This is a genomic window from Solimonas aquatica, assembly GCF_900111015.1.
Classification (GTDB): domain Bacteria; phylum Pseudomonadota; class Gammaproteobacteria; order Nevskiales; family Nevskiaceae; genus Solimonas; species Solimonas aquatica.
Window position 1 is genome coordinate 137,328 of the sequence record NZ_FOFS01000001.1, and the last position, 26,108, is coordinate 163,435.

Genomic DNA, 26,108 nt, shown 5'->3' on the forward strand with positions numbered 1-26,108 from the left:
ATAAACACAGAGATTCATCATGAGCAGCGTCAAGACCGGACCGATACGCAAACTGCTGGTGGCCAACCGCGGCGAGATCAGCATCCGTGTGATGCGCGCCGCCGCCGAGATGGGCATCCGCACGGTGTCGATCTACGCCCACGAGGATCGCTTCGCCCTGCATCGTTTCAAGGCCGACGAAAGCTATCTGGTCGGCAAGGGACAGAAGCCCATCGCTGCCTATCTGGATATCGCCGACATCATCCGCATCGCCAAGGATGCGCATGTCGATGCCATCCATCCGGGCTATGGCTTCCTCTCGGAAAATCCGCATTTCGCGGAGGCCTGCGCCGCCGCCGGCATCTTGTTCATCGGTCCTTCGCCGGAGGTGCTGCGCACCCTGGGCGACAAGGTGGCCGCGCGCAAGGCCGCCGAGGCCGCCAAGGTGCCGGTGCTGCGCGCCTCGCCGGCGCTGCCGCACGATCTGGAGGAGTGCAAGAAGCTGGTGGCCAGGGTCGGCTATCCGGTGATGATGAAGGCCAGCTGGGGCGGCGGCGGTCGCGGCATGCGCGTGATCGATTCCGAAGCCGAGCTGGCGGTGCAGATGGAGACCGCGCGCCGCGAAGCCAAGGCCGCCTTCGGCAATGACGAGGTCTACGTCGAGAAGCTGGTGCGCCGCGCCCGCCATGTCGAAGTGCAGGTGATGGGCGACACGCACGGCAATCTGATTCATCTCTTCGAGCGTGACTGCTCGGTGCAGCGCCGCAACCAGAAAGTGGTGGAGCGTGCGCCGGCGCCTTATCTCTCCGCTGCGCAACGTGAGGAGCTGTGCGGCGCGGCGCTGCGTCTGTGCAATCAGGTGAACTACTCGCATGCCGGCACCGTCGAGTTCCTGATGGACGCCGACACCGCCGAGTTCTATTTCATCGAGGTCAATCCGCGCATCCAGGTCGAACACACCGTGACCGAGCAGGTCACCGGCGTGGACATCGTCAAGGCGCAGATCCGCGTCACCGAGGGCGCGAAAATCGGCGATCCCGCCCACGATCATGTGCCGGCGCTGCCGACCCAGGATCAGCTCAAGCTCAACGGCCACGCCCTGCAGTGCCGCGTCACCACCGAGGACCCGGAGAACGGCTTCACGCCCGACTACGGCCGTCTGCTCGCCTACCGCAGCCCGGCCGGCTTCGGCATCCGCCTCGACGGCGGCACGGCCTACGGCGGCGCCGTGGTCACGCCTTACTACGACTCCCTGCTGGTGAAGGTCACCGCCTGGGCGCCGACCACGGGTGACGCCATCGCGCGCATGGACCGCGCCCTGCGCGAGTTCCGCATCCGTGGCCTGTCCACCAATCTGGCGTTCCTGGAAAACGTCATCAACCATGATCTGTTCAAGTCCGGCGAGTGCACCACGCGCTTCATCGACACCACGCCGGAGCTGTTCGTGTTCACGCCGCGCCGCGACCGCGCCACCAAGCTGCTGCGCTTCATCGGCGAGGTGACGGTCAACGGCAATCCGGAGATGAAGGGCCGCAAGCCGCCGCAGCTGCCGCTGCCCGAGCCGCTGCTGCCCAAGCTGGCGCTGTCGCAGCCGGTGCCCAAGGGCACGCGCGACATCCTGCTGGAGCGTGGGCCGGCGGGCTTTGCGCAGTGGCTGAAAGACCAGAAGCAGGTGCTGCTCACCGACACCACCATGCGCGATGCGCATCAGTCGCTGTTCGCCACGCGCATGCGTACCCGCGACATGGTGGAGATCGCGCCGTATTACGCACGTCTGGCGCCGAACCTGTTCTCGCTGGAATGCTGGGGCGGGGCGACCTTCGACGTGGCGATGCGCTTTCTGAAGGAATGCCCCTGGGATCGTCTCGCGCAGCTGCGCGCGGCGGTGCCGAACATTCCCTTCCAGATGCTGCTGCGCTCGGCCAATGCCGTGGGCTACACCAACTACGCCGACAACGTGGTGAAGTTCTTCGTGCAGCAGGCGGCGAAGAACGGCGTGGACATCTTCCGCGTGTTCGACTCGCTCAACTGGGTGGAGAACATGCGCGTGGCCATGGACGCGGTGATCGAGTCCGGCGCGGTCTGCGAAGGCACCATCTGCTATACCGGCGATCTGTTCGACGGCTCGCGCCCGAAGTACAACCTCAAGTACTACGTGGACATGGCCAAGCAGCTGGAGAAGGCCGGCGCGCACATCCTGGGCATCAAGGACATGGCCGGCGTCTGCAAGCCGCGTGCGGCGCGCGAGCTGGTCCGCGCGCTGAAGAACGAGGTGGGCCTGCCCATCCACTTCCACACCCACGACACCAGCGGCATCGCCGCCGCCAGCGTGCTCGCGGCGGTGGAGGCGGGTTGTGATGCGGTGGACGGCGCGCTGGATGCGATGTCGGGCCTCACCTCGCAGCCCAATCTCGGCGCCATCGCCGCCAGCCTCTCCGGCAGCGAGCGGGATCCGAAGATCGATTTCGACGCCTTGCAGCAGCTCTCCGATTACTGGGAAGGCGTGCGCCGTTATTACTCGCCCTTCGAGGCCGATATCCGTTCCGGCACCGCCGATGTGTACCGCCATGAAATGCCGGGTGGCCAGTACACGAACCTGCGCGAGCAGGCGCGTGCCCTGGGTCTGGAGTCGCGCTGGTCGGAAGTGTCCAAGGCTTATGCCGATGTGAACCGCCTGTTCGGCGATATCGTCAAGGTCACGCCCACTTCCAAGGTGGTCGGTGACATGGCGCTGTTCATGGTTGCCAACAACCTCACGCCGCACGAGGTGGAGGACGAGGGCAAGAGCATCGACTTCCCCGAGTCCGTGGTGCAGCTGTTCCGTGGTGAGCTGGGCCTGCCGCCGGACGGCTGGCCGAGTGCGCTGCAGAACAAGATTCTCAAGGGCAAGCCGGCGCTCAGCGAGCGGCCCGGCAAGAGCCTGCCGGCGGTGGATCTGGAAGCCGCGCGCAGCGATGCCGAGAAGGCTCTGGGCCAGGAGCTGTCCGATACCGAGCTGGCCTCCTACCTGATGTATCCCAAGGTCTACAAGGACTACGCCGAGCACGTGAAGCTGTACGGCGATGTCTCGCGCCTGCCGACCACGGCCTTCTTCTACGGCATGCGCGAGCAGGAAGAGATCAGCGTCGACATCGACAAGGGCAAGGTGCTGGTGATCCGCCTGCAGGGCCGCGCCGACGAGGACGCCTCGTCCAAGCTGTTCTACGAGCTCAACGGCCAGCCGCGTGCGGTGCGGGTCGCGCGTGCCGACGCCAAGGCCTCGGCCAGCGAACGGCCCAAGGCCGTGGACGGTGATCCCAGCCAGATCGGCGCGCCGATGCCGGGCATGATCTCGCGCGTGGCGGTGAAGGTGGGTGACGTGGTCGCGCAGAACGACCCGCTGATCTCGCTGGAAGCGATGAAGATGGAAACCGTGATCGCCGCGCCGCGTGCCGGTCGCGTCAAGCAGGTGCTGGTGACGGCTGGCAATGCCGTCAACACCAAGGATCTGCTGCTGGTGCTCGAAGACTGAGGCCAGGCCCTGCAAGGCTTGATCCCGATACGCGCCTGCCGCGGTATCGGGATCAGGCGCAGCCAGTTCCTTGTTTTCGCCTGGGCGTTCCCTGCGCCCTGGCGTGATGCTCTGGTCTTTGCCTGCTCGATGGGCTGGTCAGCGCCGCGCCAGGCCCTCGCTGCGCAGGGTCTCGGCGGCGATGCCGTGGGCCTTGAGCTTGCGGTAGAGCGTGTTGCGGCTGATCGCCAGCTGGCGCGCGGTATTGGTCATGTTCCAGGCATTGGCGGCGATGGCGCGCAGCAGCGCTTCGCGCTCGGCCACCATCAGCGGGTTCTCGGCCTCGGCGCCGGTGTTGATCGTGGTGGAGCTGAGCACCGGAACCTTGCTCAGCAATTCCATCGGCGAGGACATGGCGCGGCTCTGCAGCTCGGCCGGCAGATCGGCGACGCGAATCACGCCGGCCTCGGCAATCGCCAGCGCGGTGCGGATGACATTGCGCAGCTCGCGGACATTGCCCGGCCAGTCGTGCTGGGCCAGACGGCGGAAGGCTTCGGCCTCGATGCCGGCAGGGCGGCCCGGTTCGGCCTCCTCGGCCAGGATGCGATGGATCAGCGTTTCCAGATCCTCGCGCTGACGCAGCGCCGGCAGGCTCAGGGTGATGCCGTTCAGGCGATAGAAGAGATCCTCGCGGAATTCACCGCGCGCGATCATGTCGCGCAGCGGCCGGTGCGAGGCGCTGACGATGCGCAGGTTCACCTTCACCGGCGCCTCGCCACCCAGCGGGGTGACTTCCTGTTCTTCCAGCACGCGCAGCAGGCGGGTCTGCAGCGTCAGCGGCATGTCGCCGATTTCGTCGAGGAACAGCGTGCCGCCGCTGGATTGCGCGATCAGGCCGCGCATGCCTTCCCGGCGCGCGCCGGTGAAGGCGCCGGCGCGATAGCCGAACAGCTCGCTCTCGATCAGGGACTCCGGAATCGCCGCGCAATTGACCGCCACGAAGGGCTGATTCGCGCGATCGCTGGCCAGATGCAGGGCGCGGGCGAAGGCTTCCTTGCCGCTGCCGGTCGGGCCCTGGATCAGCACCGAGACCTTGGAGGCGGCGATGCGCTGCGCGCAGCGGGCATTGCGCAGCATGGTCGGATCCTGACCGGCGAGTTCTTCCAGGCTGTGCACCCGCGATTCGCCGCGACTGGGTTCGATGGCCAGCACCTTGCCGCTGATGTTGATGCGCGCGCTGCGCTGTTCCAGCTGCGGCGCGTGCAGGCTCATGTAATAGCGCCGGCCATGCGTCATATCGCGCACCGGCAGAATCGGCTGGCGCGGCATGACCATGCCGGATTCCAGTTCGCGATTGGAAACGTCGAAGATTTCATTGACCGGACGGCCGATCAGGTCGCTGCGGCAGTCCACCGAGAGCAGCGCCACGGCGGTGTCATCGGCGGCGGTGATGCGGCCGTCGGCATCCACCGCCAGGGCGCCGTCGTGCAGCAGGTTCACGAATTCCGGGCGGCTGTGGAAACGGATCACGCGCTTGTTGCGGAAGCGGCGCAGGAACAGGCATTTCTCGATCAGGCGCGCCGACATGCTCAGCAGCGCCACGGTGTGCATGCGGCTGGCCTTGCTGTCGTCGGAGCCGACGCAGGAAGCATCCAGCACCGCCATCAGCTCGCCGCCGGTGTCGCGGATCGGCGCCGCTGAGCAGGACAGGCCGATGTGGCGCGCGCGGAAGTGGTCGTTGCGATGGATGGTGATCGGCCGGCGCTCGGTGATGCAGGTGCCGATGCCATTGGTGCCCTCGTGCTGCTCGCTCCAGTTGGCACCGGCGATCAGTCCCGCCTTGCGGAAGCTGTCGCGCAGGGTGGGATCGACCTTTTCGCTGAGAATCACGCCGCTGGCATCGGTGAGCAGCAACGCATAACCGGAGCCGGAAATCTGCTCGTAGAGCGAGTCCATCTCGGCGCGGGCAATCAGCACCAGGTCTTCGATGCGCTGCTGGCGTTCGCGCAGCTGCACGTTCTCCACCACGGCGGTGTGCATGGGGCCATCGGGACGCAGATGGTGTTCCTTGGCACAGCGCAGCCAGGAATAGATGACGGGTTTGTCGAACTGTGTCGGCAGACGCGGAAACTCGCCGACCAGACTCATGACTTCGCGTGCGTGCTGCACCAAGCTTTGTGGTTCGCCCATCGCTCTCCTCATCGTCTTGCCACCGTGGCAGGCGTCACGCGCCTGGTACAGCCAGTGGACTATCAGTGCAGCAGACCGTATCTGCCGGGTAAAAAAGCGTCAATAAGGACAAACCGAAGCGCTCTGAAACTGTGTCAAGGTCGTGACAGCCATGCTGGCAAATGCGTCCCGGCTGTCACAGCCTGCCTTGGAGTGTGACGGCTCCAGGTATATAAGTTGATGAAAATCAGTGTGGTACATGCGGCGTCCGGTTTGGCGCGGGGCTTGCCATGATTTGTCCAAAAACAGCAGATGCCGGTGCTTTGCCGGCATCCGGAGAGCCCCAGATCATGAGCAATGCCCGAGTGTCCCGGGACCGCAGTCTGAATTTCTGGCGCCGCGCCGATCTGCGCTGGCGCCTGTCCGCCGGCATCGCCCTGGTTCTGCTGTCCAGCCTGAGTGTGGCCAGTCTGCTCGCGGTGCGTGAAGCGCGGCGCTCGGTGGGCGAGGAAATCCGGGCCAGCATGGCGGCGGCCGAGCGCAGCCTCGATATCAGTCTCGGCCTGCTGGCGAACCTGGACGAAGCCAGCGCCGAAGCGGCGCTGCACGATTGGGCGCAGGCCTACGCCTACAGCCGCCACCTCTGCGTGGTGCTGAGCCGCGTGGAGGCCGACGACTACAGCGGCCAGTGCGGCAATTCCGCAGCGCCGCGCGCACCCGCCTGGTTTGCCGAGGGCATCGGCCCGCTGCCGGCCACCGTGCAGCGCGGCTGGCCACAAGCACAGCCGCGTCTGCTGCTGCGCCTGCTGCCGATGCCGGGCAATGAGATCGGCGAAGCCTGGGCAACGGTGCGCGGCCTGTTGCTGCTGCTGATCGCGATGGCCTTCGTCATCAATCTGCTGGTGTTTGCCTGGTTGTCCTATGCCCTGCGTCCCCTGTCCGGCATCGTGCTGGCGCTGGAGCGTATGCAGGAAGGCGAGTTCGAACTGCAGCTGCCGCGGGCGCTGGATGGCACGCCGGAACTGCAGCGCCTGCTGGCGCAGGTGAGCGCCCTGGCGCGCCAGCTCGCACAGGCGCGCACCCAGAATCGTCGTCTCCTGCTGCAGCGTCTGGGCGTGCAGGAAGAGGAGCGGCGCTGGGTGGCGCATGAGCTGCACGACGAGATCGGACAGCACGTCGCCGCCATCGAAGTGGAAACGGCCTGTCTGCAAGGTCTCGCACAAGCCTCGTCGCAGGCGGCGCTGCGGGGCGGCCTGCAGCGCATCCACGGTCTGGTCGGCGAGGTGCATTGCATCAGCCGCCGCCTGATCCAGCGCCTGCGCCCGCCGGCCCTGGATCTGCTGGGGCTGGCGGCGAGCCTGCGCGCCATGGGCGAGCAATGGCAGCGTCACCATCAGGGCTGGACGCTGCAGCTGGAGATAGACGAGAGCTGCAGCCGCGTGCACGACGAGCTGGCGATTCATGTCTTCCGCATCGTCCAGGAAGCCCTGTCGAATGTTGCGCGTCATGCCGATGCCCGACAGGTGCTGGTGCGCGTGCAGATGCAGGCCACGCAGCTGCAGCTGTGCATTGCCGATGATGGTCGCGGCTTTGATGTGCACCGGCGGCGCAGCGGCATGGGCCTGGCCGGCCTGGGCGAGCGCGTGGACGCCCTGCGCGGCAGCCTGCAGGTGGACAGCGCGCGTGGTCTGGGCTGCCGGCTGCATGTGCAGCTGCCCTTGAGCGGCGAGCACGCCACGCGTCGCGACGAGCAGCTGCGCGCCTGCTCGCAGCTGGATGGCGTGGCCCGCGAGGCTTGAGAGCTGCGCTGCAAGCGCTGTGTCTCTCATCCTGAGCGGCCGGCTACGCGATGCGACGCAAACCCGTCTGTCTCAGCGCTCACGTCTCAGGGCCTGCGCCTCATCGCCGTGACAGTCTGCCGCGCCAGCGACGTGACACTTGCGTGTCAGCGCTCGCATGGTCGCCCGGGCCTGCGCCGTTTTTGAGTTTCCCCTGCTGACAAAACAATGACTTAAGGCAATGCCGCGAATGGCATATGGCTTGCGCTATCGGTGCCGGCCCGCGGCGGAGCTATGTCTGCGAACCAGGGCTGTACGAACCCGCCGCAGGTTCGTCAATCACATTCGAGGAGAGTAGGGGTTATGCGTTCTTCATTACCGAAGTACGGTCTGGCCGGCTTTGCGCTCACGCTGATCTCGGCACAGGCCGCCGCAATCGAACTCGATGCCGGCGACTGGAGCTTTACCGTCAACGGCAACGTCAACGTTCATTACATTCATTCCAGTTGTGAAAGCAGTCCGGCGAACATCATCACGGTGGGTGGCGCCTGCACCGTCGACAGCGGCGGGGAAAGCAGTGCGTCTTCGGTCAGCAACGGTCTGCTGCCGGCGGCGCTGAGCTTTGGCATCGCCACGCAGCAGAGCGGCTACAACATCGCGGCGCATTTCGGCCTGTATCCGGGCATCAGCACCAACGACGGCGGCAGCCCCAATCTGCAGAGCGGCAGCAGCAATACCGCGCTGGGCACCACGGGCATGGATGTGCGTCAGGTGTACATGACGGTCGGCAATGCCGATATCGGCACCTTCACGCTGGGCCGCAACTTCGGTCTGTTCGGCTTCGATGCCATCATCAATGACATGACGCTGCCGGGCGTCGGTGTCTCCGGTGCCGCGGGCTCCGGTGCGCCGGCCAATACCACGCTGGGTTCCATCGGCTTCGGCTATGTCTACACCGACACGCTGGCGCAGATGAACTACACCACGCCCAGCTTCTCCGGCCTGACGCTGACCCTGGGCGTGTTCGATCCGGTGGAGCCCTTGTTCCAGGCCTCCGCCACCGCCAAGAGCACGCCGGGCTTTCACGGCAAGCTGGCCTGGACCTATGCCGGCTACTATCTGTCGAGCGCCTTCATCAGCCAGAAGCAGCAGCTGCCCAGCAACGGCGGTGACTACAACAGCTTCGCGGCCGACGTGACCGCCAAGGCCAAGCTCGGTGCCGTTGATCTGCTGGCCAGCTATTACAAGGGTTCGGGGCTGGGCACCACCGCGCTGTTCGTGCTGGCCGACGATGGTCTGGGCAATGCGCGCGACTCCGACGGCTATCTGCTGCAGGCCACCTGCACCCTGGGCAAGACCAAGCTCGGTGCCAACTACGGCGTGTCCAAGCTCGACTATGCCAATGCCACGGACAAGGCAACCCGGCCGAACCTGCTGGAGAAGAACAGCAAGTACACCTTCGGCGTGTATCACGCGCTCACCGCCAACCTCACCCTGCTCAGTGAATTCAGCGGCGTGAAAACCGAGGCGCACAACGGCGCGGAGAATCAGAGCAGCAACTTCAACGTCGGCGCTTATCTGTCGTTCTGATCAGCGGTCCGGCGGCGTTTGTATCGTCGTCGTTGCGCACTGTCACGGCTTTGGGACAGTGCGTAACGCTCGGCGGTGCAGTCACGATGGACAACTGCGCATGAAAGCGCTTTGATGCAGGGCAAGGTGTGTAGAGCAAGACTGTCGTACGAGCCAAGCATCGTGATGACAGTGTTGCCGGACATCACAACAAGTATCGGCGTCTGCCGAAATTGATAAGACTAGAGGAGCTTCACCATGATGAGTCGTACCTTCAAGCAAGGGCATTGGCGTGGCACTGCCATGGCCACCTTCATGCTGGCCAGCTGCCTGCCGGCTTTTGCGGGCGTCACCGATCAGATGATCAGCAACGACGCCGCAAGCACGGACGATGTGGTGACCGTGGGCATGAGCCAGGGCGGCCAGCGCTACAGCCCGCTCAACAAGATCAACACCAGCACCGTGGCCGATCTGGTGCCGGTCTGGACGTTCTCCTTCGGCGACGAGAAGCAGCGCGGCCAGGAAACCCAGCCGCTGATCTACAACGGCAAGGTGTTCGTCACCGGTTCCTACTCGCGCATCTGGGCGCTGGACGCCAAGACCGGCGAGCGACTCTGGGCTTATCAGCATCGTCTGCCCGACGGCATCATGCCCTGCTGCGACGTGGTCAACCGTGGCGCCGCGCTGTACGACAATCTGGTGATCTTCAGCACGCTCGATGCGCATCTGGTGGCGCTCAACCAGGACACCGGCAAGGTGGTCTGGAATGAAACCCTGGGCGACTACAAGGCTGGCTACTCCAACACCGCGGCGCCGCTGATCGTCGATGGCAAGGTCATTACCGGTGTCTCCGGTGGCGAGTTCGGCATCGTCGGTCGCGTCGATGCCCGCGATGCCAGGACCGGCAAGCTGGTGTGGACGCGTCCCACCGTCGAAGGTCACATGGGCTATCTCAATGGCCAGGAGAACGGCATCACCGGCAAGCTCAATGCGAGCTGGCCCGGCGACATGTGGAAGTTCGGTGGCGCCGCCACCTGGCTGGGCTGCACCTACGGCGCCGACGTGCGCCTGATCTACTGTGGCACCGGCAATCCCGCGCCGTGGAACTCGCATCTGCGTCCCGGCGACAACCTGTACTCGTCCTCCACGCTGGCAATCACGCCGGACACCGGCAAGATCGCCTGGAGCTACCAGACCACGCCGCATGACGGCTGGGACTTCGACGGCGTCAACGAGTTCATCCCCTTCGACATGAAGAAGGATGGCAAGACCGTGAAGGCCGGTGCCAAGGCCGACCGCAACGGCTTCTTCTACGTGCTCGACCGCGGCAACGGCAAGTTCATCAGCGCCTCGCCCTTCGTCACCAGGCAGACCTGGACCAAGGGTGTGGATGCCAAGACCGGCCGGCCCATCGAGGCCGACACGCGTCCGGGCGATCCGGCGCAGGCCGAGCGCGGCAAGCAGGTGTTCTCGGCGCCTTCGTTCCTGGGCGGCAAGAACTGGATGCCGATGGCCTACAACCAGAACACCGGCCTGTTCTACGTGCCGGCCAATGAGTGGGGCATGGACATCTGGAACGAGCCCATCGCCTACAAGAAGGGCGCGGCTTATCTGGGTGCGGGCTTCACGATTCATCCGCTGTATGACGATTACATCGGCGCGCTGCGCGCGATGGACCCGGCCACTGGCAAGATCGTCTGGGAGTACAAGAACCCGGCGCCGCTGTGGGGTGGTGTGATGACCACCGCCGGCGATCTGGTGTTCACCGGCACGCCGGAAGGCTACTTCAAGGCCTTCGATGCCAAGACGGGCAAGGAGCTGTGGAAGTTCCAGACCGGTTCGGGTGTGGTCGGTCAGCCGGTCACCTGGGAACAGGATGGCGAGCAGTATGTGGCAGTGGCTTCGGGCTGGGGTGGCGCCGTGCCGCTGTGGGGCGGTGAAGTGGCCAAGAAGGTCAAGGACATCAGCCAGGGCGGCATGCTCTGGGTGTTCAAGCTGCATCGCGCCGCAGCGCCGTAAGCTGCACCCCATGTCGCGGCGGATGCGTGGCTGCGCATCCGCCGCGCTTTTTCACACCCCATACAACTGACCTCGCTCGAGTATCGTCATGCTTGCTCTCTTCAAGAAATCCGCTGCTGTCTCGCTCCCGGCCGCGCTGCTGTTCACCGGTCTGGCCCTGGCGCACGGCAATGTCACGCCGCAGGGCGTGAACACCGAAGGTCTGCCGCCGCTGTCCGGCGAGCTCACCGAAAATCCCTATCGCAAGGACCAGAAGGTTTACGCCAAGGCCATCGAGATCGGCTCTTCGGCCTTCAACCAGAATTGCGCACGCTGCCACGGCCTGGGCGCCGTGTCCGGCGGCATCGCCCCGGACCTGCGCAATCTGCCCGCCGGCGGCGAGGGCGATGAGTTCTTCCAGATGCGCATCCGTCATGGCTCGGTGCGCAATGGCGTGACCTATATGCCGCCGTTCGAATCCGTGTTCAGCGAACAGGCGATCTGGGCGATCCGCAGCTATCTGGATTCAGTCCGTGTCGATAACTGAGCTGCGCGGCAAGGCGCTGCGCGTTCTGCTCCTGCTGCTGGCGCTGCCGCTGGCCAGCGTGGCGGCAGCCGAGGACCGGCTCGACACCATCCGTGAGCGCGGCGAGCTGTCGGTCGCCGTGTATCGCGATTTCGCGCCGTATTCCTATGCCGATGCCGACGGACACTACGTCGGCATCGACGTGGATCTTGCCAAGGCCCTGGCGCAGGCCCTGGCGGTGAAACTGGATCTGCGCCCGGTGATCGCCGGCGAGGACAGCGACGACGATCTGCGCGTGAACATCTGGCGCGGACCGCTGATCAACGGCAGTCCCTCCGATCTGATGCTGCACATCGGTCTGGACCCCGAGTACATCAAGCGCACCGACAAGGCCGAACTGTTCGGCGCCTATCAGCGCGAGACCGTGTCGGTGATCTACCGCAAGCAGCAGATCGGCACCCTGGACACGCCGCTCAAGCTCGCCGGCCAGAAAGTCGGGGTGGAAGTCGATTCGATCAGCGACTACTACATGAGCGGCGCCTTCAACGGCCGCCTGCGTACCAGCGCCGTGCGCCTGCTCTCGGTCGACGAGGCGGTGGCGCGTTATCTGAAAGGCGAACTCGATGCCGTGATGGCGCCGCGTGGCCAGCTGGAGGGCGCGCTGTTTCGCGCGCACGCCGATGCCGCCGCCGTCACCATCGGCGATTTCGTCGGTCTGTTCCGCACGCAGTGGGACGTGGGCATGGCGATCAAGGCCGGCAATCCGGAACTCAAGGCCGCGCTGCAGGCGGCGCTGTCGCAGCTGCGCGAGTCGGGTCGCCTGCGCGAGATCTACGCGTCCCATGGCGTGACCCTGCAGGACCCGCTGCTGAGGCCCTGAACCGACATGGCCGCTTCCGCCTGGCGCCGGCTGGCGCTGCTGTTGATGCTGGTGACGGCCTCGGCGCAGGCGGAGATACCGGCCGATCCCCTGCAGTCGCCGGCCTGGCGTTATCTGGCACAGCGCTATTTCGGCGAGGCCGGTGTCGTCTTCGATCCGCGGGTGAAGCTGCTGCTGCCGGTGTCCGCTGAAAATCCCCTGTCGGTGCCGGTGCACGTGGATGCGCGCGCGCTGGCCGAGGTGCGCGAGATTCTGGTGTTTGCCGACCTGAATCCCATTCCGGTGATTCTGCGCTACCAGCCCGGCGCGCAAGCCGAGCCGAGCCTGGGCTTTCGCTTCAAGGTGCAGCAGGCCACGCCGGTACGCGCGGCCGTGCGCACCGGCGATGGCCAGTGGCATCTGGGCGGCGCCTGGATCGATGCTGCCGGCGGCGGTTGCACCACGCCGAGTCTGGGAACCGGCAGCGGTTTGTGGAAAGACCACTTCGGCGAAATCAGCGGCCATCTCTGGCCGCGCGAGAACGGCGTGCAGCGCCTGCGCCTGCGGGTGATTCATCCCATGGATACCGGCCTGGCCGGCGGCATTCCGGCGTTCTATCTCGATGAGTTGCAGCTGCAGAACGGCAAGGGTGAGTTGCTGGCGAAGCTGCAGGGCTTTGAGCCGCTCGCCGAAAATCCGCTGCTGAGCTTCGATCTGCGCAATGCCGGCGTGGTGCGGGTGCTGGCGCGCGATACGCAGGCCAACCAGCTGCGCGGGAGTGTGGCGCCATGAGAAGCCTGCCCGTCCTGCTGGCGCTGCTGGCCAGCCTCACGGCGCTGGCGGCCGGTCATGAGTATCACCTCAATGGCCAGAAGCTGGCCGATGGCGTGTATGTCTTCGTCGGCGCGAGGGAACACTTCAGTCGCGCCAACGGCGGCAACATCGTCAACACCGGCTTCATCGACACAACGGAGGGCGCGGTGGTGATCGACAGCGGCAGCTCGCGCCTGTACGGCGAGCAGCAGCGCGCCTGGATCAGCGGGCACAGTGCCAGCCGCCGCATCGCCCGCGTCTACATCACGCATGCGCATCCCGATCACTTTCTCGGCAGCCAGGCTTATGCCGAGGTGCCGCAGTATGCCTTGCCGGCGACGCGCGCCAGCATCGCCGAGAGCGGCGACCGGCTCAGCGACAATCTCTACCGGCTGGTGGGCGCCGCGATGAGCGGCACGCAGTCACGCACGCCGAATCTGCCGGCCGGCGAGGGACGCGTGCTGATCGGTGGCCGCGCCCTGCAGCTGATCGCCGGCAGCGGACACACCGAAGCGGATCTGGCGGTCTACGACGAGGCCAGCGGCACGCTGTTCGCCGGTGATCTGGTGTTCTATCAGCGCACCGCCACCACGCCCAATGCCGACATCCCGCGCTGGCTGGCGGCGCTGCAGCGCCTGGAAGCCATCCCGTACAAGACCCTGGTGCCCGGGCACGGCCCGGTGGTGCAGGGGCCGGAAGCCATCGCGCAGACCCGCGACTACCTGCGCTGGTTGCAGAGCACCCTGCAGGAGGCGGCACGCAAGGGCGTGGATCTGCCGGAGCTGTTCGAGCAGCCGCTGCCCGAACGCTTCCGCGACCTGGCGCTGGCGCGCGTGGAGTTCATGCGTTCGGCCGAGCACTTGTATCCGGCGCTGGAACTGGACACGCTTCAGGGGCAGGGCTCGCACTGAGCGGTATCGCGGTCCGCATCCACATAAAACTCAAGGGGAGAAACCATGCTGCAAGTCGGTATCTGGGCCGAGCACGGCGCAACGTTCCTGCGCGTGCTGGTGATTGCCACCACGCTGTTCTTCGCGCTGCCCATCTTTCTGGTGCCGCTGCACTGGGCGCGCCTGATGCGCTGGCGCATTCCGCAGGACACCGACCTTGCCGTCTATTTCGGGCGCTGCCTGGGCGCCTTCATCCTGATCTTCGAGGGCTTGGCCTGGCGCGCGGCCTCGGGCCTGGAAGACCTGCAGACGGTGTTCAAGATGCTGCTGGCCATCGCCGGCAGCATGGTGCTGGTCCACATCTATGGCGCGCTGCGCCGCATCCAGCCCTGGACCGAGACCCTGGAGATCGGCTTCTACGCGGGTTTGTTCTGGCTGGGGCTGCGGTTCTATCCGGTCGGTGTCTGAGCCGGCTCAACGTCCCTGCCAGACTGGCTTGCGCTTTTCCAGGAAGGCGCGCGGGCCTTCGGCGAAGTCGGCGGTGCCGAGCAGGGACATGAACTTCTCGCCCGAGAGCTGCGCCAGCTCGGCATCGCTCTGCTCGAAGGCCGAGGCGCAGATCAGGCGTGAGGCCTGCACCGCCAGCGGCGCGTTGTCGGCAATGCTCTGTGCCAGCGCCAGGGCGCGTGCACTCAGCTGCTCTTCATCGACCAGTTCGTTGATCAGGCCCAGGCTCAGGGCCTGCTCGGCGCCCACGGCCTCGCCGCTGAGAATCATCGCCATGGCCACGCGCGGCGGGATGCTGCGCGGCAGACGGTAAAGGCCGCCGGCCGCTGCAATCAGCGAACGCTTGACCTCCGGCAGACCGAAGCTGGCGCTGCGCGTGGCCACCGTCAGATCGCAGGCCAGCGACAGCTCGGTGCCGCCGCCCAGGGCGCTGCCGCTCACCGCCGCGATCCAGGGCTTGATGCGTTTGGCGTTGACGAAACCGGCAAAGCCATTGCGCGAGTGATTCAGTTCCAGGCCGCGACCGGCGGCAATCTCGCCCAGATCGGCGCCGGCGCAGAACACCTTGCCGCCGGCACCCTGCAGAATCGCGACGCGGATCTGCGGGTCTTCGTCCACCAGGCGCACATAGCGCGCCAGCAGGCGAGTGACCGCAGCGTTCACGGCATTGCGCTTTTCCGGTCGATCCAGGGTGATCACCGCGATGTGCGCGCCGTGCCGCTCGAAGCGCACCGGCGCCGGCGGCAGCTGCGCGGGCGGCTGCAGGCCAAAGTGCAGCCAGCCGTCGTTGCCGTCGTAGATGTGCCCCTCGCGGCCGATCGCTTCCTGTGTGCCGTCGATCAGGAACTGCAGGGTGTCGCGCTCCAGTTCGGTGACGCGCGTGACCACGCGCTGGCCATCCGGCGTGCGCGCCAGCACGATGCCGCGATCCGGCTTGCCGCCGGGCGTGAACGAGACCGTATAGGTCTCGATGCGGGCCGGGCCGCTGTAGTCTTCGAGCAGCGCCGGTGCCGGCGCCTGCTGCGCTTCCAGTTCCGCCTGCAGGTCTTCGTTGCGCAGCGGCTGCGTCGGGGGCCGCCGCGCCAGCACCGCCGCATGGTGCTTGGTGACGAACTCGCCATTGCCGTGCAACAGGCCCAGGCGACCTTCGCCGGCACGCAGGGCGCGCACCATCGCGGTGATGGCATGGGTCATGTAGTTGTTGCCCGGCCCGCCGAACATCGTCAGGCCACCGCAGACCGAGGTCTGCGCATCGGCCGCAAGGCCCAGCACGCGCCGCGCGAGCTTGGGCACGATGGGAAAGCAGGAATACAGCTCGAAGAGATCCAGATCGCGCGCCGCCAGGCCGTTGAGCGCCAGGGTGCGCTGCAGCACCAGCTCCAGGGCGGGCGAGTGCTGATAGTGGGCGCGCTGCAGGAAGTCATAAGGCTCGTGCGCGCCGGCGCCGGACCAGATGTAGACCAGCTGGTCTTCGGGCACGCCCATGGCCAGGGCGCGCTCGCGCGTGGTGACGATCACCGCCGCCGCCTGATTCACCGCGACATTGGCCACCATGTATTTCTGGTAGGGCCAGTACAGGGGACGATTGTCCTTGCTGGGCGTGACCACTTCCTCGGCGCTCATGCTGCGCCCGCTCCAGGAATAAGGATTGCGCGCCGCCGCCTCCGAGTTTTTGGCGAAGATCAGGCCGGACTCGGCCTGCGACTCGGCAAAGCTCTGCTGCCAGTGTGCGCGGCAGGCGTTTTCATACAGCGGATAGATCGCCACCGGCGAGGACAGGCCGTAGTCGGCCGCCAGGCGCGACACATGATCCTCGGCATTGAGCGGACCCTTGCTGGGATGCGGATCGCTCCAGGCCGGCTTGCGGCCCTGGCTCAGCAGCGCGCCCATGGTGCGCACGGCCTCGGCACCACAGAGCAGGGACACCTCGCTCTGGCCCCTGACGATGTCCAGGGCGGCGTCGAGCATCATGCGCACCGGCGTCTCGCCGCCGATCGGGCCCTGGATATGCTCGGCGCCGCGGATGCGCAGGCGCTGCGCCAGCAGCTCCGGCAGATTGCGATAGGCCCAGCAGAACAGATCGACCACGCGGATGGTGTCGATCTGCCGCAGCCAGCCGCCGCCGCCGTCGCGGTCTGCAGCCAGCACCGCCTCCTGCAGCAGTTCTACAGGCTCGCGGCCTTCGGCGGGATTGCGCGGCTTGTCGAGATATTCACCGATGGCAACGATGACGGGAACGCGTTCGCGGGCGGCTGTGTTCATGGCTTGTGGTGTGTGAGCTGCGCCAGTGCGCAGCGTAATCAGAATTGCAGCTGTCGTGCGGCCAGGTCTTTCATGATTTCGCTGGCGCCGCCGCCGATGGACAGCACCTTGGTCTCGCGAAACACGCGCTCCACCTTGGCGCCACGCAGGAAACCGGCGCCGCCGAAGATCTGCACGGCTTCGCCGGCGACCTCTTCCAGCGTGCTGGTGGCCAGATTCTTCAGCATGCACAGCTCGGCAATCGGTGCCTGCTGCCTGGAAACCTGCCAGGTGAGCAAGTCCAGCTGCGCCTTGACCGCGTCGATGCGCATCTTCATGTCCACCAGCTTGTGGCGGATCACCTGCCGCGTGATCAGCGGCTTGCCGAAGGTCTGGCGTTCGCGCGCATAGGCCAGGGCTTCGTCGTAACAGAGCTGCGCCGAGGCCCAGGCCTGTGCCGCCAGCATCAGGCGCTCGGAATTGAAGTTGCGCATGATCGCCAGGAAGCCGGCGTTTTCCGGACCCAGACGGTTGGCCACCGGCACGCGGCAGTTCTCGAAGTAAAGCGTGGCGGTGTCGGAGCAGTGCCAGCCCATCTTCTGCAGCGGGCTGCGGCTCAGGCCCTCGCAAGGCGCTTCCACCACCAGCAGCGAGATGCCGTTCAGTCCCGGCTCGCCGGTGCGCACCGCCAGGGTGATGAAGTCGGCGCGCAGGCCGGAGGTGATGAAGGTCTTGGCGCCATCGACGATGTAGACATCGTTCTCGCGGCGCGCACGCGTACGCAGATTGGCCACGTCCGAGCCACCACCGGGTTCGGTGATGGCCAGGGCCGCGATCTTCTCTCCCGCGAGCACGGGCTTCAGGAAGCGTGCCTGCTGCTCGGCATTGCCCATGTACAGCACCGGCGGACTGGCGATGCCGTGCGAGAGCAGGCTGGCAATCAGGCCGCCGGCGCTGCTGCGCGCCAGCTCTTCCACCACGATCTGCTGGTAGAAGTAATCCGCAACCTCGATGCCGCCCAGGGCCTCGGGAAAGCCGATGCCCAGCAAGCCGGCTTCGCTGGCCTTGCGGTGCAGCTCGCGCGGCAGCTCGCCGGCCGTCTCCCAGGACTCGATGTGCGGCAGGCATTCGCGTTGCACGAAACGCCGCACCTGATCGCGGAAGCTGTCGTGCTCGGCGGTGAAGAAGGGTGAGGCGGCGCTGCGCTTGCTCATGATGGCTTGAGTCGGCTCAGGCCAGCTTGGCGGCGTCGAAGAAGCTGCCCATGCGCTGCGCCAGCATCAGATCGCCTTCCACCTGCAGCTTGCCGGTCATGAACGCGCTCATGCCATTGAGCTCGCCCTTGAGCAGGGCAATCAGGTCTTCATCGGCCATGCTCACGGTCAGGTCGGCGGCGGGCGCCTTGCCTTCCACCGTGCTGCACACGCCGTCCTTGATCTGCACATAGGCAGGCGTGGAGGCATTGAACTGGATCACGCAGGCGCTGCTGCCGGCGGCGTTGGCATCGAAAGCGGCGGGCAGTTTCTTGAGGACATCGATCACGGACATGGGGTACTCCTCCAATCGTTGAAAAAATGATCTGCAGCGGATTCAATCGCGACGATAGAGCGTCACCACGCAGGCGCCGCCCAGACCCAGGTTGTGCTGCAGGGCGATGCGTGCGCCGTCCACCTGACGCGCATCGGCACAGCCGCGCAGCTGCCAGACCAGCTCGGTGCACTGTGCCAGACCCGTGGCGCCCAGGGGATGACCCTTGGACAGCAGGCCGCCGGAAGGATTGGTCACCACCTTGCCGCCGTAGGTGTTCTGCGCGTCCCAGATGAAGGCCTCGGCACCGCCTTCGGCACACAGGCCCAGGGCCTCGTAGGTGAGCAGCTCGTTGGCGGTGAAGCAGTCGTGCAGCTCCACGACATCCACTTCTTCAGGGCCGATGCCGGCGGCCTCGTACACCTGGCGTGCGGCGGCCTTGCTCATGTCGTAGCCGACCATCTTGATCATGCTCTTTTCCGAGAAGCTGCTGGCGAAGTCGGTGGTCATGGCCTGCGCGGCGATGTACACCGGCTGGGCAATGCCGTGCTTGCTGGCGAACTCATCGGAGCAGAGGATCGCCGCACCCGCGCCGCAGGTGGGCGGGCAGCACTGGAAGCGCGTCAGGGGATCGAAGACTTCTTCCGAGGCCATGATCTCGTCCAGGCTCAGGGCCTGCGAGAACAGGGCGTAAGGATTGCGGCTGGCGTGGCGGCGCGCCTTCTCGGCGATCTTGCCGAAGGTTTCCTTGCGCGTGCCGTGCTCATAACGGTATTCGCGGCCGGCGCCGCCGAACATCTGCGCAGCGGGCGGGGCGCTGTTGATGCCCTGTACCTCGTTCATCAGCTGCACCTGCGGCCCCAGCGGCGGTTCGCGGTCGTCGAACTTGCTGCCCAGCGCGCCGCGCTCCATCTTCTCGAAGCCCAGGGCCAGCACGCATTCGGCGGCGCCGCTTGCCACGGCCTGCCGCGCCAGCCACAGCGCGGTGGAGCCGGTGGAGCAGTTGTTGTTGACGTTCACCACCGGAATGCCGGTGAGGCCCAGTTCGTAGACCGCGCGCTGGCCGCAGGTGGAATCGCCGTACACATAGCCGACATAGGCCTGCTGCACTTCCTCGTAGGCAATGCCGGCATCCCGCAGCGCGATCTGACCGGCCTCGCGGGCCATCTCGTAGTACTCGGCACTGGCGCCCGGCTTGGCGAACCTGGTCATGCCCACGCCGATGACATTGACGCGACGTTTCATGCTTGTCTCCGATTCAAAGCGAAAGAGTCACAGCAGCTCGGCCAGCAGGGCGAGCTGGGGTGCCAGGCGCACATCGCCGTCCACGCGCAGGCGGCCCTGCTGATAGAGGCTGCGCACCGGCGCTTGGCGCTGCAGCAGGGCGTACAGGTCTTCATCGCGGATGCCGAACACGGCATCGGCCTGACCCGGTGCCTGCGCCTTCAGGCTGGGCTGCGCACCGCTGCAGTCCAGCAGCCAGCTGGCCTCGGGCTCGCGCAGGTTCAGGCGCAGCAGCTTGCCCTTGAGTGCAGCCAGGGCCGTCGAGTCCTGAGCCAGCTTCTGCTGCAGGCGTTCCAGCAAGGCTGCGCTGCGCGAGGCTGCCGGGCTCAGCGCCGATGCCGCGGCAGCCGGTGCACGCGGCGCCGCAGCCGCTGTGCCGCGCGCCTGCTGCAGCAACTTGGGATCGAGCTTCTGCAGGAAGCCCAGCTTCTGCGAGGCCATGACATTGCCGCTGACCTTCATCTTGCCGCCGAAGTACAGCTTGTTGGGATCGGCCTTGCCGCTGGCCATGGCCAGGAAATCCTCATCCGCCATCTCCAGCTTGACATCGGCCTGCTCGGCGACGCCGGCGAAGACGCGGCCATCACCGGACTTCAGATCGATGACCCAGCTGCTGTCGGGCTGCTTGAGCTGAAACTGGAACACGGTCTTGATCTGCGCGCCCATGCCCGGATGTGCCTGCAGATGCAGACCGATGGCGGCGAAGATCGTGGCGCTGCCACTGGCATCGGCGGGCGGCGCGGCTTCGGCAGCCGCAGCCCTTGTGCCGCGCGTCTGCTGCAGCAGTTTGGGATCGAGCTTCTGCAGGAAGCCCAGCTTCTGCGAGGCCATGACATTGCCGCTGACCTTCATCTTGCCGCCGAAGTACAGCTTGTTGGGATCGGCCTTGCCGGTGGCCATGGCGATGAAATCGGCATCGGCGAGTTCCAGCGTGACATCGGCCTGTGCCGCCAGGCCTTGCTGAACCGCGCCGTCGCCGGACTTCAGATCCAGATACCAGTCGCTGTCCGGAGACTTGAGGCGGAACTGGAACACGGTCTTGATCTGCTCGCCCAGACCCTTGTGCTGCTGCAGGTGCAGGGCGATGGCGCCGAACAGCTCGCCCGCGCTGGGGCCGGCATCGGCCGGCGGCTGCGCCGCAGCGGGCTTGGCGCTGGCCGCGACCGGAATCTGTTCGTAGAACTCGACGGCCGCGTTCTTGATCACGATCTTGTCGTTTTCCTTGACGCGGGTTTCGACGATGACGCGCGTGGCCGATTCGCGCCACATGCGCGTGACCAGGGTCTGTCCCGGAAACACATTGTCGGCGAAGCGCACGCGGATGCTCTTGAAGCGACGCGCATCGTTGCCGAGGAAAGCCTTGATCACATGGCGTGCGACATAACCATACGTGCAGAGGCCGTGCAGGATGGGCTTGTCGAAGCCGAAGGCCTTGGCGAAGGCCGGATCGGCGTGCAGCGGATTCCAGTCGCCGGAGAGCCGGTAGAGCAGGGCCTGGTTGGCATCGGTGCGTTCCTCGATCACGGCATCCGGTTCGCGCGCCGGTGGTTCCAGCGTTTCACCGGCCGGGCCGCGATCGCCGCCCCAGCCGCCGGCGCCGCGCACGAACATCGTGGTTTCGTTGTATGCCACTTCTTCGCCGGCCTGGTTGCGGCTCGTCACCGCGATCACCACCACGGCGTGCGGCGCCTTGTCATAGGCGGCTTTCAGCCTGAAGCTGTGCCGCAACTGATCCTGGCCCTTGAGCGGCTGCTTGATCTCGGTGTACTGCTCGCCGTGCAGCAGGCGCTCAAAACCGAAGTTGAGGCCCTTGAGCACCTGCTTGCCTTCCTTGGCCAGCGCCAGCATGGCATTGCTGGCCGGCATCACGGCGTAGGTGGGCAGCACCTGGAAGCGATCACCCTTGAGCTCGTAGACGTAGGACAGCTCCTGATCGTCGAGCGGGTCCGGTGCCGCGCCCACGCCGAGCGCATAGAGCGCGACATCGCGCTGATCGTACTGGCTGTCGATCACGGTCTCGCTGTTCATGGCCTGATCCAGGTCGATGAACTCGTTGCCGCCCAGCGACTTCGAATTCATGTTGGCCAGCAGCGGCGCCATGGATTCGTTGATGTTGCCGGGATGCTCGGCGTCGGTGAAGTCACCGATCTGCGCCCAGTGCCTGGCCACGTCCTCGGCGCTGAACGGGCGACCCAGTGGCAGCGAGCGGCCCTTGCTGCGCTCCCAGCGCAGCTTGCCGATGTAACCGGCGCCGACCTCGAACAGGCTGCCGGATTCCTTGCAGTCCTCGTGGCAGAGCCAGCCGAGCAGGGGGCTGACGTATTCCGGCTTGAGCGCGGCGATCAGTTCCGGCGGCAGCACGGTTTCGGTGAGGCGGCTGCCGGCGATCGGCGCGATGGTGTTGACGTGGATGTTCTTGGCGCGGCCTTCCTGCGCCAGGGTGTTGGCCAGCCCCACCAGCGCGAGCTTGGCTGCCGAGTAATTGGCCTGGCCGAAGTTGCCGTAGATGCCGGCGGCCGAGGTGGTCATGATGATGCGGCCATAGCCCTTGTCGCGCAGGATCGGCCAGGCCGCGTGCGAAACCCGGAACGCGCCATGCAGATGCACGCGCACGATCAGATCCCAGTCCGCCTGCGTCATCTTGTGGAAGCTGCTGTCGCGCAGGATGCCGGCGTTGTTGACCACGATGTCCAGGGTGCCGAAGGCATCCAGCGCGGTCTGCACGATCCTGTCGCCGTCTTCCACCGAATCGTAATTGGCTACTGCCTCGCCGCCGGCGGCGCGGATCTCCTCGACCACCTTGTCGGCGGCGGCGCTGGACTTGCCCTCGCCATGAATGCCGCCGCCCAGATCGTTGACCACCACCCGCGCGCCGCGGGCGGCGAACATCAGGGCATGCTGACGGCCCAGGCCATTGCCGGCGCCGGTGATGATCGCCACCTTGCCGTCGTAGCGCAGCTCGCTGCTCATCTTCGTCATTCTCCTGGTCTGTCGGCGCACGATCAGAGCGTGCGCGCGATCAGTTCTTTCATGATTTCGTTGGTGCCGCCGTAGATGCGCTGGGCGCGCGAATCGACGAAGGCACGCGCCACCGGGTATTCGAGCATGTAGCCGTAGCCGCCATGCAGCTGCACGCATTGATCGACCACCTTGCCGAGCAGATCCGAACACCAGTATTTGGCGGTGGCGGCGTCGTCCACGCCCAGCTTGTTCTGCATCACCAGCTCCGTGCAGCGGTCCACGAACACGCGGGCGATGGACAGCTCCGCCTTCATCTCGGCGAGCTTGAAGCGGGTGTTCTGGAACTGCGCCACCGCCTTGCCGAAGGCCTTGCGGCTGCGCGTGTATTCGATGGTGTGCTTGAGCACCGCCTCGCCGCCGGCCACCGAGGTGATGGCGATCATCAGGCGTTCCCAGGCCAGCTCCTTCATCAGCATGATGAAGCCCATGCCTTCCTTCAGACCCAGCAGATTGGCCTTGGGCACGCGCACGTTCTCGAAGAACAGCTCGCAGGTGTCCTGCGCTTTCATGCCGACTTTCTTCAGCGGTTTGCCCTTGGTGAAGCCCGGGCTGTCGGCCTCGACCAGCAGCAGGGAGATGTCCTTGGCGCCTTCGCCGCTGTTGCCGGTTCTGGCGACCACGATGGCGAGGTCGCAGAGATAACCGTTGGTGATGAAGATCTTCGAACCATTGAGGATGTAGTGGTCGCCGTCGGCCACCGCCGTGGTCTTGACCGCCTGCAGATCGGAGCCGGTGCCGGGCTCGGTCATGGCGATGGCGCCGACCATCTCGCCGCTGGCGAGCTTGGGCAGATAGCGCTGCTTCTGCTCGGGCGTGCCGAAGTTGTTGATGTAGGGCGCGACGATGTCGGAGTGCAGGGAGAAGCCCACGCCGGAGTCGCCGCTGTAAGCCTGCTCTTCCATCAGGATCACGCTGTAGCTGCGGTCCACGCCCAGGCCGCCGTAAGCCTCGGGCATGGTCACGCACAGCAGGCCCAGTTCGCCGGCCTTGTTCCAGAGCTTGCGGTCGACATGCTGCTGCTCTTCCCAGGCTTCGCGATACGGCAGCACCTCGGTTTCAAAGAAGCGGCGCACGGTCTTGCGGAAGTCCTCGTGCTCGGGCTTGAACAGGGTGCGGGCGATCATCCGTTGCTACTCCTCGTTGATTATTTACATACAGTCCGGACTGTATCTAATATCAAGACCGGAATCGCTGTCAAACGGCAGCGGCGCGGTGCTTGGCCAAGCGCTTCAACCATCAGGCAAGCAGGCTTGCGCTGCCGTGGTCGCCTAGCCAAACTGCCCGCCATTTATGAGCTCCGACAAAACACCAAAACGCCGCCGCCGCTCGCAGGAAGAACGCAGTGATGCCATGCGCAGGCGCCTCATCGAGGCCACGGTGGAGAGCCTGGCGCAGGAGGGTTACGCCGGCAGCTCGCTCAGCTCCATCGTGCGCCGCGCCGGGGTCTCGCGCGGCGCGCAGGTGCATCACTATCCGAACAAGCAGGCGCTGCTGCTCGATGCCGCCGAAGAACTGCTGAAGAACAATTACCGCCAGATCGGCGAGGCCCTGCTGGGCATGCCGGAAGGCGGCGACAAGCTGCAGGCGGTGGTCGATACCGTGTGGCAGCAGTTTTTCGAGACCGCGCAGTTTCGCGCCTACTGCGAGCTGCTCACCGCCGCGCAGCGCGACGCGGCGCTGATGACGGCGATGCGCACCATGGTGCGCCGAGTCTTCGATCTGTTCTCGCCGGCCTCCGCGCACTACTTCGAAACCAAGGACAGCGGCACGCGCTCGGCGGAATTGTTCCTGCAGCTGGGCTTCCTGCTGTCGGGGCTGGCGCTGCAGGCCGATCTGCTCGACAACCGCGCGATGATCCGCGCGCAGGTGCAGCTCTGGGTGGATCTGGTGCGGCCGCAGCTGCGCGCGCGCAAGGGTGTGCGCACGCCACCGCCGCGACCCGGGGTCTGGGATCAGCCGCTGCGCAATCAGCTGCCGGCGACGGCAGCGGTGCGCAAGCGCAAAGCCTAGTCCCGGGCCTGGAAGCTGTCGCGCAGCAGCTGGGCCTGAGCCGCCAGCGCGGCGCGCGCGCTCATGGCGCGTGCGCCACGATCGGCCTGTGCAGGACTGGCGCTTTCCTCGATGCGGTTGAGTCTGCCGCCGACACTGGCGAAACGGCTCTCGACGCTGAGGGCGTAATCGGGCGCCAGCAGGCTGTAGCAGGCATTGTGCAGAATCCCGGCGCCGCTCGATGCCTGCCCGGCGTAGCGCGAGGCGATGGCCTGGGCGCAGGCCCGGCCTTGCGCGTGGGCGGCTGAGGCGGACTTGGGCAGGGGCAGCGCCTGACTGGCGTCGCCCACGACATAGACATGCTCATGGCGCAGCGAGGCGAAGCTGTCGGCGGCCACCGGACACCAGAGGCTTTCGTCGCAGAGATCCGAGCGCTGGGCCAGGGCACCGGCGGTCTGCGGCGGAATCAGGCTGATCAGATCGGCCCGCACGCGCTCGCCGCTGTCCAGCAACACGCTGCCGGCGCGCGCATCCACCGCGCGCACACTGCCGCCGGCGGCGCGCGGCAGCCATTCGATGGTCTGCGGATACAGGGCTTCCCAGCCGGCCATGAAGGCGGCGCTCAGGGGGAAGTCATCCTTGGCGTCGGCAATCAGAATGCGCCAGCGCTTGCGCCGCCGCTGCGCATACCAGGCAAAGGCGGCAGCGCGTTCATAGGGCGCCAGCGGGCAGCGATAGGGCAGGGGCGGCGCGCTGATCAGCAGGGTCGCGCGTTCGGGCAGCGCGGCAAGGCGCCGCTGCAGCAGCGGCAGCTGTGCATCCAGCAGCCAGCCGTGCGGCATGCGCGAGCTGTTCTGCGCATCGAGCCCTTCAATCGCCTCATAACGCAGATCGATACCGGGTGCGATCACGAAGCAGTCCGCACGCAGACGGCTGCCATCGGCCAGATACAGGCAGCGATCCGGCGCGTCCAGGCGCTCGGCGCGCAGCGGCAGCCAGCGCAGTGACAGCTGCCGCACCAGAGGTTCGATGTTTGCCTGCAGACGTTCGGCGGCGATGAAGCCGGCCAGCAGGCCATTGGACAAGGGCCCGGTGATGAAGCGCGCGCGTGGTTCCACCAGGCTGATGCGGCAGTCCGGCAGCAGCTCGCGCAGTGCGCGTATGCAGCTCATGCCGGCAAAACCGCCACCGACCACCGCCACATGCAGGCTCGCGGCGCCGGCGCTCAGGCGCGGCAGCGCCAGGCCGCCGAGCATGGCGAGGTCGTGCAGGACTTGGCGACGGGTGCGCATCATTTCGCGCAATTGTCGCGCAAACCCCGCGTGATCGCTGTCCGGCCGCTCCTTCGCCATTTGCGCCTGTGTCGCAGGAAAAATGACCAGCGACGCAGGAAATCACCACCCCCCGAAGCCGCGTCCGGCGGCATTGATCCGGATCAATGTTGGGCGCCTGGGGGCGCTCCGCATCA

Annotated in this window: 18 protein-coding genes; 10 read left to right on the forward strand and 8 right to left on the reverse strand. The window is 66.1% G+C overall.

Translation table 11 applies throughout. The features are described from left to right. Positions 1 to 19: 19 nt before the first annotated feature. Positions 20 to 3,490 (forward strand): pyruvate carboxylase, encoded by a 3,471-nt coding sequence (locus BMY12_RS00610; RefSeq protein WP_093280638.1) that lies wholly within the window; start codon positions 20 to 22, stop codon positions 3,488 to 3,490. 138 nt (positions 3,491 to 3,628) lie between these two features. Here the strand turns inward: BMY12_RS00610 and BMY12_RS00615 are convergent, their stop codons facing one another. Continuing rightward, positions 3,629 to 5,659 (reverse strand): sigma-54-dependent Fis family transcriptional regulator, encoded by a 2,031-nt coding sequence (locus tag BMY12_RS00615; protein WP_093280639.1) that lies wholly within the window; start codon positions 5,657 to 5,659, stop codon positions 3,629 to 3,631. Positions 5,660 to 5,988: 329 nt separating this feature from the next. Between BMY12_RS00615 and BMY12_RS00620 the strand changes: the two genes are divergently transcribed. From BMY12_RS00620 to BMY12_RS00655, 8 genes are all read left to right on the forward strand, one after another. Further along, entirely contained in the window at positions 5,989 to 7,437 is a 1,449-nt protein-coding gene (locus BMY12_RS00620) for a sensor histidine kinase (protein WP_143068789.1), read from the forward strand. A 342-nt stretch (positions 7,438 to 7,779) separates the two neighbouring features. Continuing rightward, on the forward strand, positions 7,780 to 9,006 hold the full coding sequence (locus BMY12_RS00625) for a porin family protein (RefSeq protein ID WP_093280642.1): 1,227 nt from the start codon (positions 7,780 to 7,782) through the stop codon (positions 9,004 to 9,006). Between the two features lie 294 nt (positions 9,007 to 9,300). Beyond that, positions 9,301 to 11,004: a methanol/ethanol family PQQ-dependent dehydrogenase gene (locus tag BMY12_RS00630; RefSeq protein ID WP_436278852.1), complete on the forward strand. Its 1,704-nt coding sequence runs from the start codon at positions 9,301 to 9,303 to the stop codon at positions 11,002 to 11,004. A gap of 88 nt (positions 11,005 to 11,092) precedes the next feature. Beyond that, a complete protein-coding gene (gene pedF, locus BMY12_RS00635) occupies positions 11,093 to 11,530 on the forward strand; it encodes a cytochrome c-550 PedF (protein ID WP_093280644.1) in 438 nt (145 codons plus the stop codon). Next, positions 11,517 to 12,389, forward strand: coding sequence for a substrate-binding periplasmic protein (locus BMY12_RS00640; RefSeq protein WP_245732287.1), 873 nt, complete (start codon positions 11,517 to 11,519; stop codon positions 12,387 to 12,389). Before pedF ends, BMY12_RS00640 begins: the two co-directional genes overlap by 14 nt. A gap of 6 nt (positions 12,390 to 12,395) precedes the next feature. Further along, positions 12,396 to 13,160 carry a quinoprotein dehydrogenase-associated SoxYZ-like carrier gene (locus tag BMY12_RS00645; protein ID WP_245732288.1) on the forward strand — a complete coding sequence of 255 codons (765 nt, stop codon included), beginning with the start codon at positions 12,396 to 12,398 and terminating at the stop codon, positions 13,158 to 13,160. Then, entirely contained in the window at positions 13,157 to 14,092 is a 936-nt protein-coding gene (locus tag BMY12_RS00650) for a quinoprotein relay system zinc metallohydrolase 1 (protein WP_093280645.1), read from the forward strand. The genes BMY12_RS00645 and BMY12_RS00650 overlap by 4 nt, the downstream gene beginning before the upstream one ends. Positions 14,093 to 14,137: 45 nt before the next feature. Then, complete coding sequence (locus BMY12_RS00655) at positions 14,138 to 14,539, forward strand: hypothetical protein (protein ID WP_093280649.1); 402 nt, start codon at positions 14,138 to 14,140, stop codon at positions 14,537 to 14,539. A 6-nt stretch (positions 14,540 to 14,545) separates the two neighbouring features. Here BMY12_RS00655 and BMY12_RS00660 read toward each other — a convergent pair whose 3' ends face one another. Genes BMY12_RS00660 through BMY12_RS00685 form a run of 6 tightly spaced genes read right to left on the reverse strand, consistent with a single transcriptional unit; the run spans position 14,546 to position 23,775 of the window. After that, complete coding sequence (locus tag BMY12_RS00660; protein ID WP_093280651.1) at positions 14,546 to 16,840, reverse strand: enoyl-CoA hydratase-related protein; 2,295 nt, start codon at positions 16,838 to 16,840, stop codon at positions 14,546 to 14,548. A 38-nt stretch (positions 16,841 to 16,878) separates the two neighbouring features. Continuing rightward, positions 16,879 to 18,033 (reverse strand): acyl-CoA dehydrogenase family protein, encoded by a 1,155-nt coding sequence (locus tag BMY12_RS00665; RefSeq protein ID WP_093280652.1) that lies wholly within the window; start codon positions 18,031 to 18,033, stop codon positions 16,879 to 16,881. A 16-nt stretch (positions 18,034 to 18,049) separates the two neighbouring features. Then, positions 18,050 to 18,367 (reverse strand): SCP2 sterol-binding domain-containing protein, encoded by a 318-nt coding sequence (locus BMY12_RS00670; RefSeq protein WP_093280653.1) that lies wholly within the window; start codon positions 18,365 to 18,367, stop codon positions 18,050 to 18,052. 42 nt (positions 18,368 to 18,409) lie between these two features. Next, positions 18,410 to 19,591 (reverse strand): lipid-transfer protein, encoded by a 1,182-nt coding sequence (locus tag BMY12_RS00675; protein ID WP_093280654.1) that lies wholly within the window; start codon positions 19,589 to 19,591, stop codon positions 18,410 to 18,412. A 27-nt stretch (positions 19,592 to 19,618) separates the two neighbouring features. Next, a complete protein-coding gene (locus BMY12_RS00680; RefSeq protein WP_093280656.1) occupies positions 19,619 to 22,600 on the reverse strand; it encodes a peroxisomal multifunctional enzyme type 2 in 2,982 nt (993 codons plus the stop codon). A 32-nt stretch (positions 22,601 to 22,632) separates the two neighbouring features. After that, positions 22,633 to 23,775 carry an acyl-CoA dehydrogenase family protein gene (locus tag BMY12_RS00685; protein ID WP_093280659.1) on the reverse strand — a complete coding sequence of 381 codons (1,143 nt, stop codon included), beginning with the start codon at positions 23,773 to 23,775 and terminating at the stop codon, positions 22,633 to 22,635. A gap of 226 nt (positions 23,776 to 24,001) precedes the next feature. Here BMY12_RS00685 and BMY12_RS00690 point away from each other — a divergent pair, with 226 nt between their 5' ends. Then, positions 24,002 to 24,661 (forward strand): TetR family transcriptional regulator, encoded by a 660-nt coding sequence (locus BMY12_RS00690; protein WP_177188773.1) that lies wholly within the window; start codon positions 24,002 to 24,004, stop codon positions 24,659 to 24,661. Here the strand turns inward: BMY12_RS00690 and BMY12_RS00695 are convergent. Further along, positions 24,658 to 25,935, reverse strand: coding sequence for an FCSD flavin-binding domain-containing protein (locus BMY12_RS00695; protein ID WP_177188774.1), 1,278 nt, complete (start codon positions 25,933 to 25,935; stop codon positions 24,658 to 24,660). The genes BMY12_RS00690 and BMY12_RS00695 overlap by 4 nt on opposite strands. Positions 25,936 to 26,108 lie beyond the last annotated feature (173 nt).

Excerpts from the sequence above, each read along its gene's own strand:
- BMY12_RS00645 (WP_245732288.1), top strand. The coding sequence starts at position 12,396 with ATGGCCGCTTCCGCCTGGCGCCGGCTGGCGCTGCTGTTGATGCTGGTG.
- BMY12_RS00625 (WP_093280642.1), top strand. The coding sequence starts at position 7,780 with ATGCGTTCTTCATTACCGAAGTACGGTCTGGCCGGCTTTGCGCTCACG.
- BMY12_RS00680 (WP_093280656.1), bottom strand. The coding sequence starts at position 22,600 with ATGAGCAGCGAGCTGCGCTACGACGGCAAGGTGGCGATCATCACCGGC.
- BMY12_RS00615 (WP_093280639.1), bottom strand. The coding sequence starts at position 5,659 with ATGGGCGAACCACAAAGCTTGGTGCAGCACGCACGCGAAGTCATGAGT.
- BMY12_RS00660 (WP_093280651.1), bottom strand. The coding sequence starts at position 16,840 with ATGAACACAGCCGCCCGCGAACGCGTTCCCGTCATCGTTGCCATCGGT.
- BMY12_RS00685 (WP_093280659.1), bottom strand. The coding sequence starts at position 23,775 with ATGATCGCCCGCACCCTGTTCAAGCCCGAGCACGAGGACTTCCGCAAG.
- BMY12_RS00665 (WP_093280652.1), bottom strand. The coding sequence starts at position 18,033 with ATGAGCAAGCGCAGCGCCGCCTCACCCTTCTTCACCGCCGAGCACGAC.
- BMY12_RS00610 (WP_093280638.1), top strand. The coding sequence starts at position 20 with ATGAGCAGCGTCAAGACCGGACCGATACGCAAACTGCTGGTGGCCAAC.
- BMY12_RS00690 (WP_177188773.1), top strand. The coding sequence starts at position 24,002 with ATGCGCAGGCGCCTCATCGAGGCCACGGTGGAGAGCCTGGCGCAGGAG.
- BMY12_RS00655 (WP_093280649.1), top strand. The coding sequence starts at position 14,138 with ATGCTGCAAGTCGGTATCTGGGCCGAGCACGGCGCAACGTTCCTGCGC.
- BMY12_RS00620 (WP_143068789.1), top strand. The coding sequence starts at position 5,989 with ATGAGCAATGCCCGAGTGTCCCGGGACCGCAGTCTGAATTTCTGGCGC.
- BMY12_RS00675 (WP_093280654.1), bottom strand. The coding sequence starts at position 19,591 with ATGAAACGTCGCGTCAATGTCATCGGCGTGGGCATGACCAGGTTCGCC.
- BMY12_RS00650 (WP_093280645.1), top strand. The coding sequence starts at position 13,157 with ATGAGAAGCCTGCCCGTCCTGCTGGCGCTGCTGGCCAGCCTCACGGCG.
- BMY12_RS00695 (WP_177188774.1), bottom strand. The coding sequence starts at position 25,935 with ATGATGCGCACCCGTCGCCAAGTCCTGCACGACCTCGCCATGCTCGGC.
- pedF (WP_093280644.1), top strand. The coding sequence starts at position 11,093 with ATGCTTGCTCTCTTCAAGAAATCCGCTGCTGTCTCGCTCCCGGCCGCG.
- BMY12_RS00630 (WP_436278852.1), top strand. The coding sequence starts at position 9,301 with ATGCTGGCCAGCTGCCTGCCGGCTTTTGCGGGCGTCACCGATCAGATG.
- BMY12_RS00670 (WP_093280653.1), bottom strand. The coding sequence starts at position 18,367 with ATGTCCGTGATCGATGTCCTCAAGAAACTGCCCGCCGCTTTCGATGCC.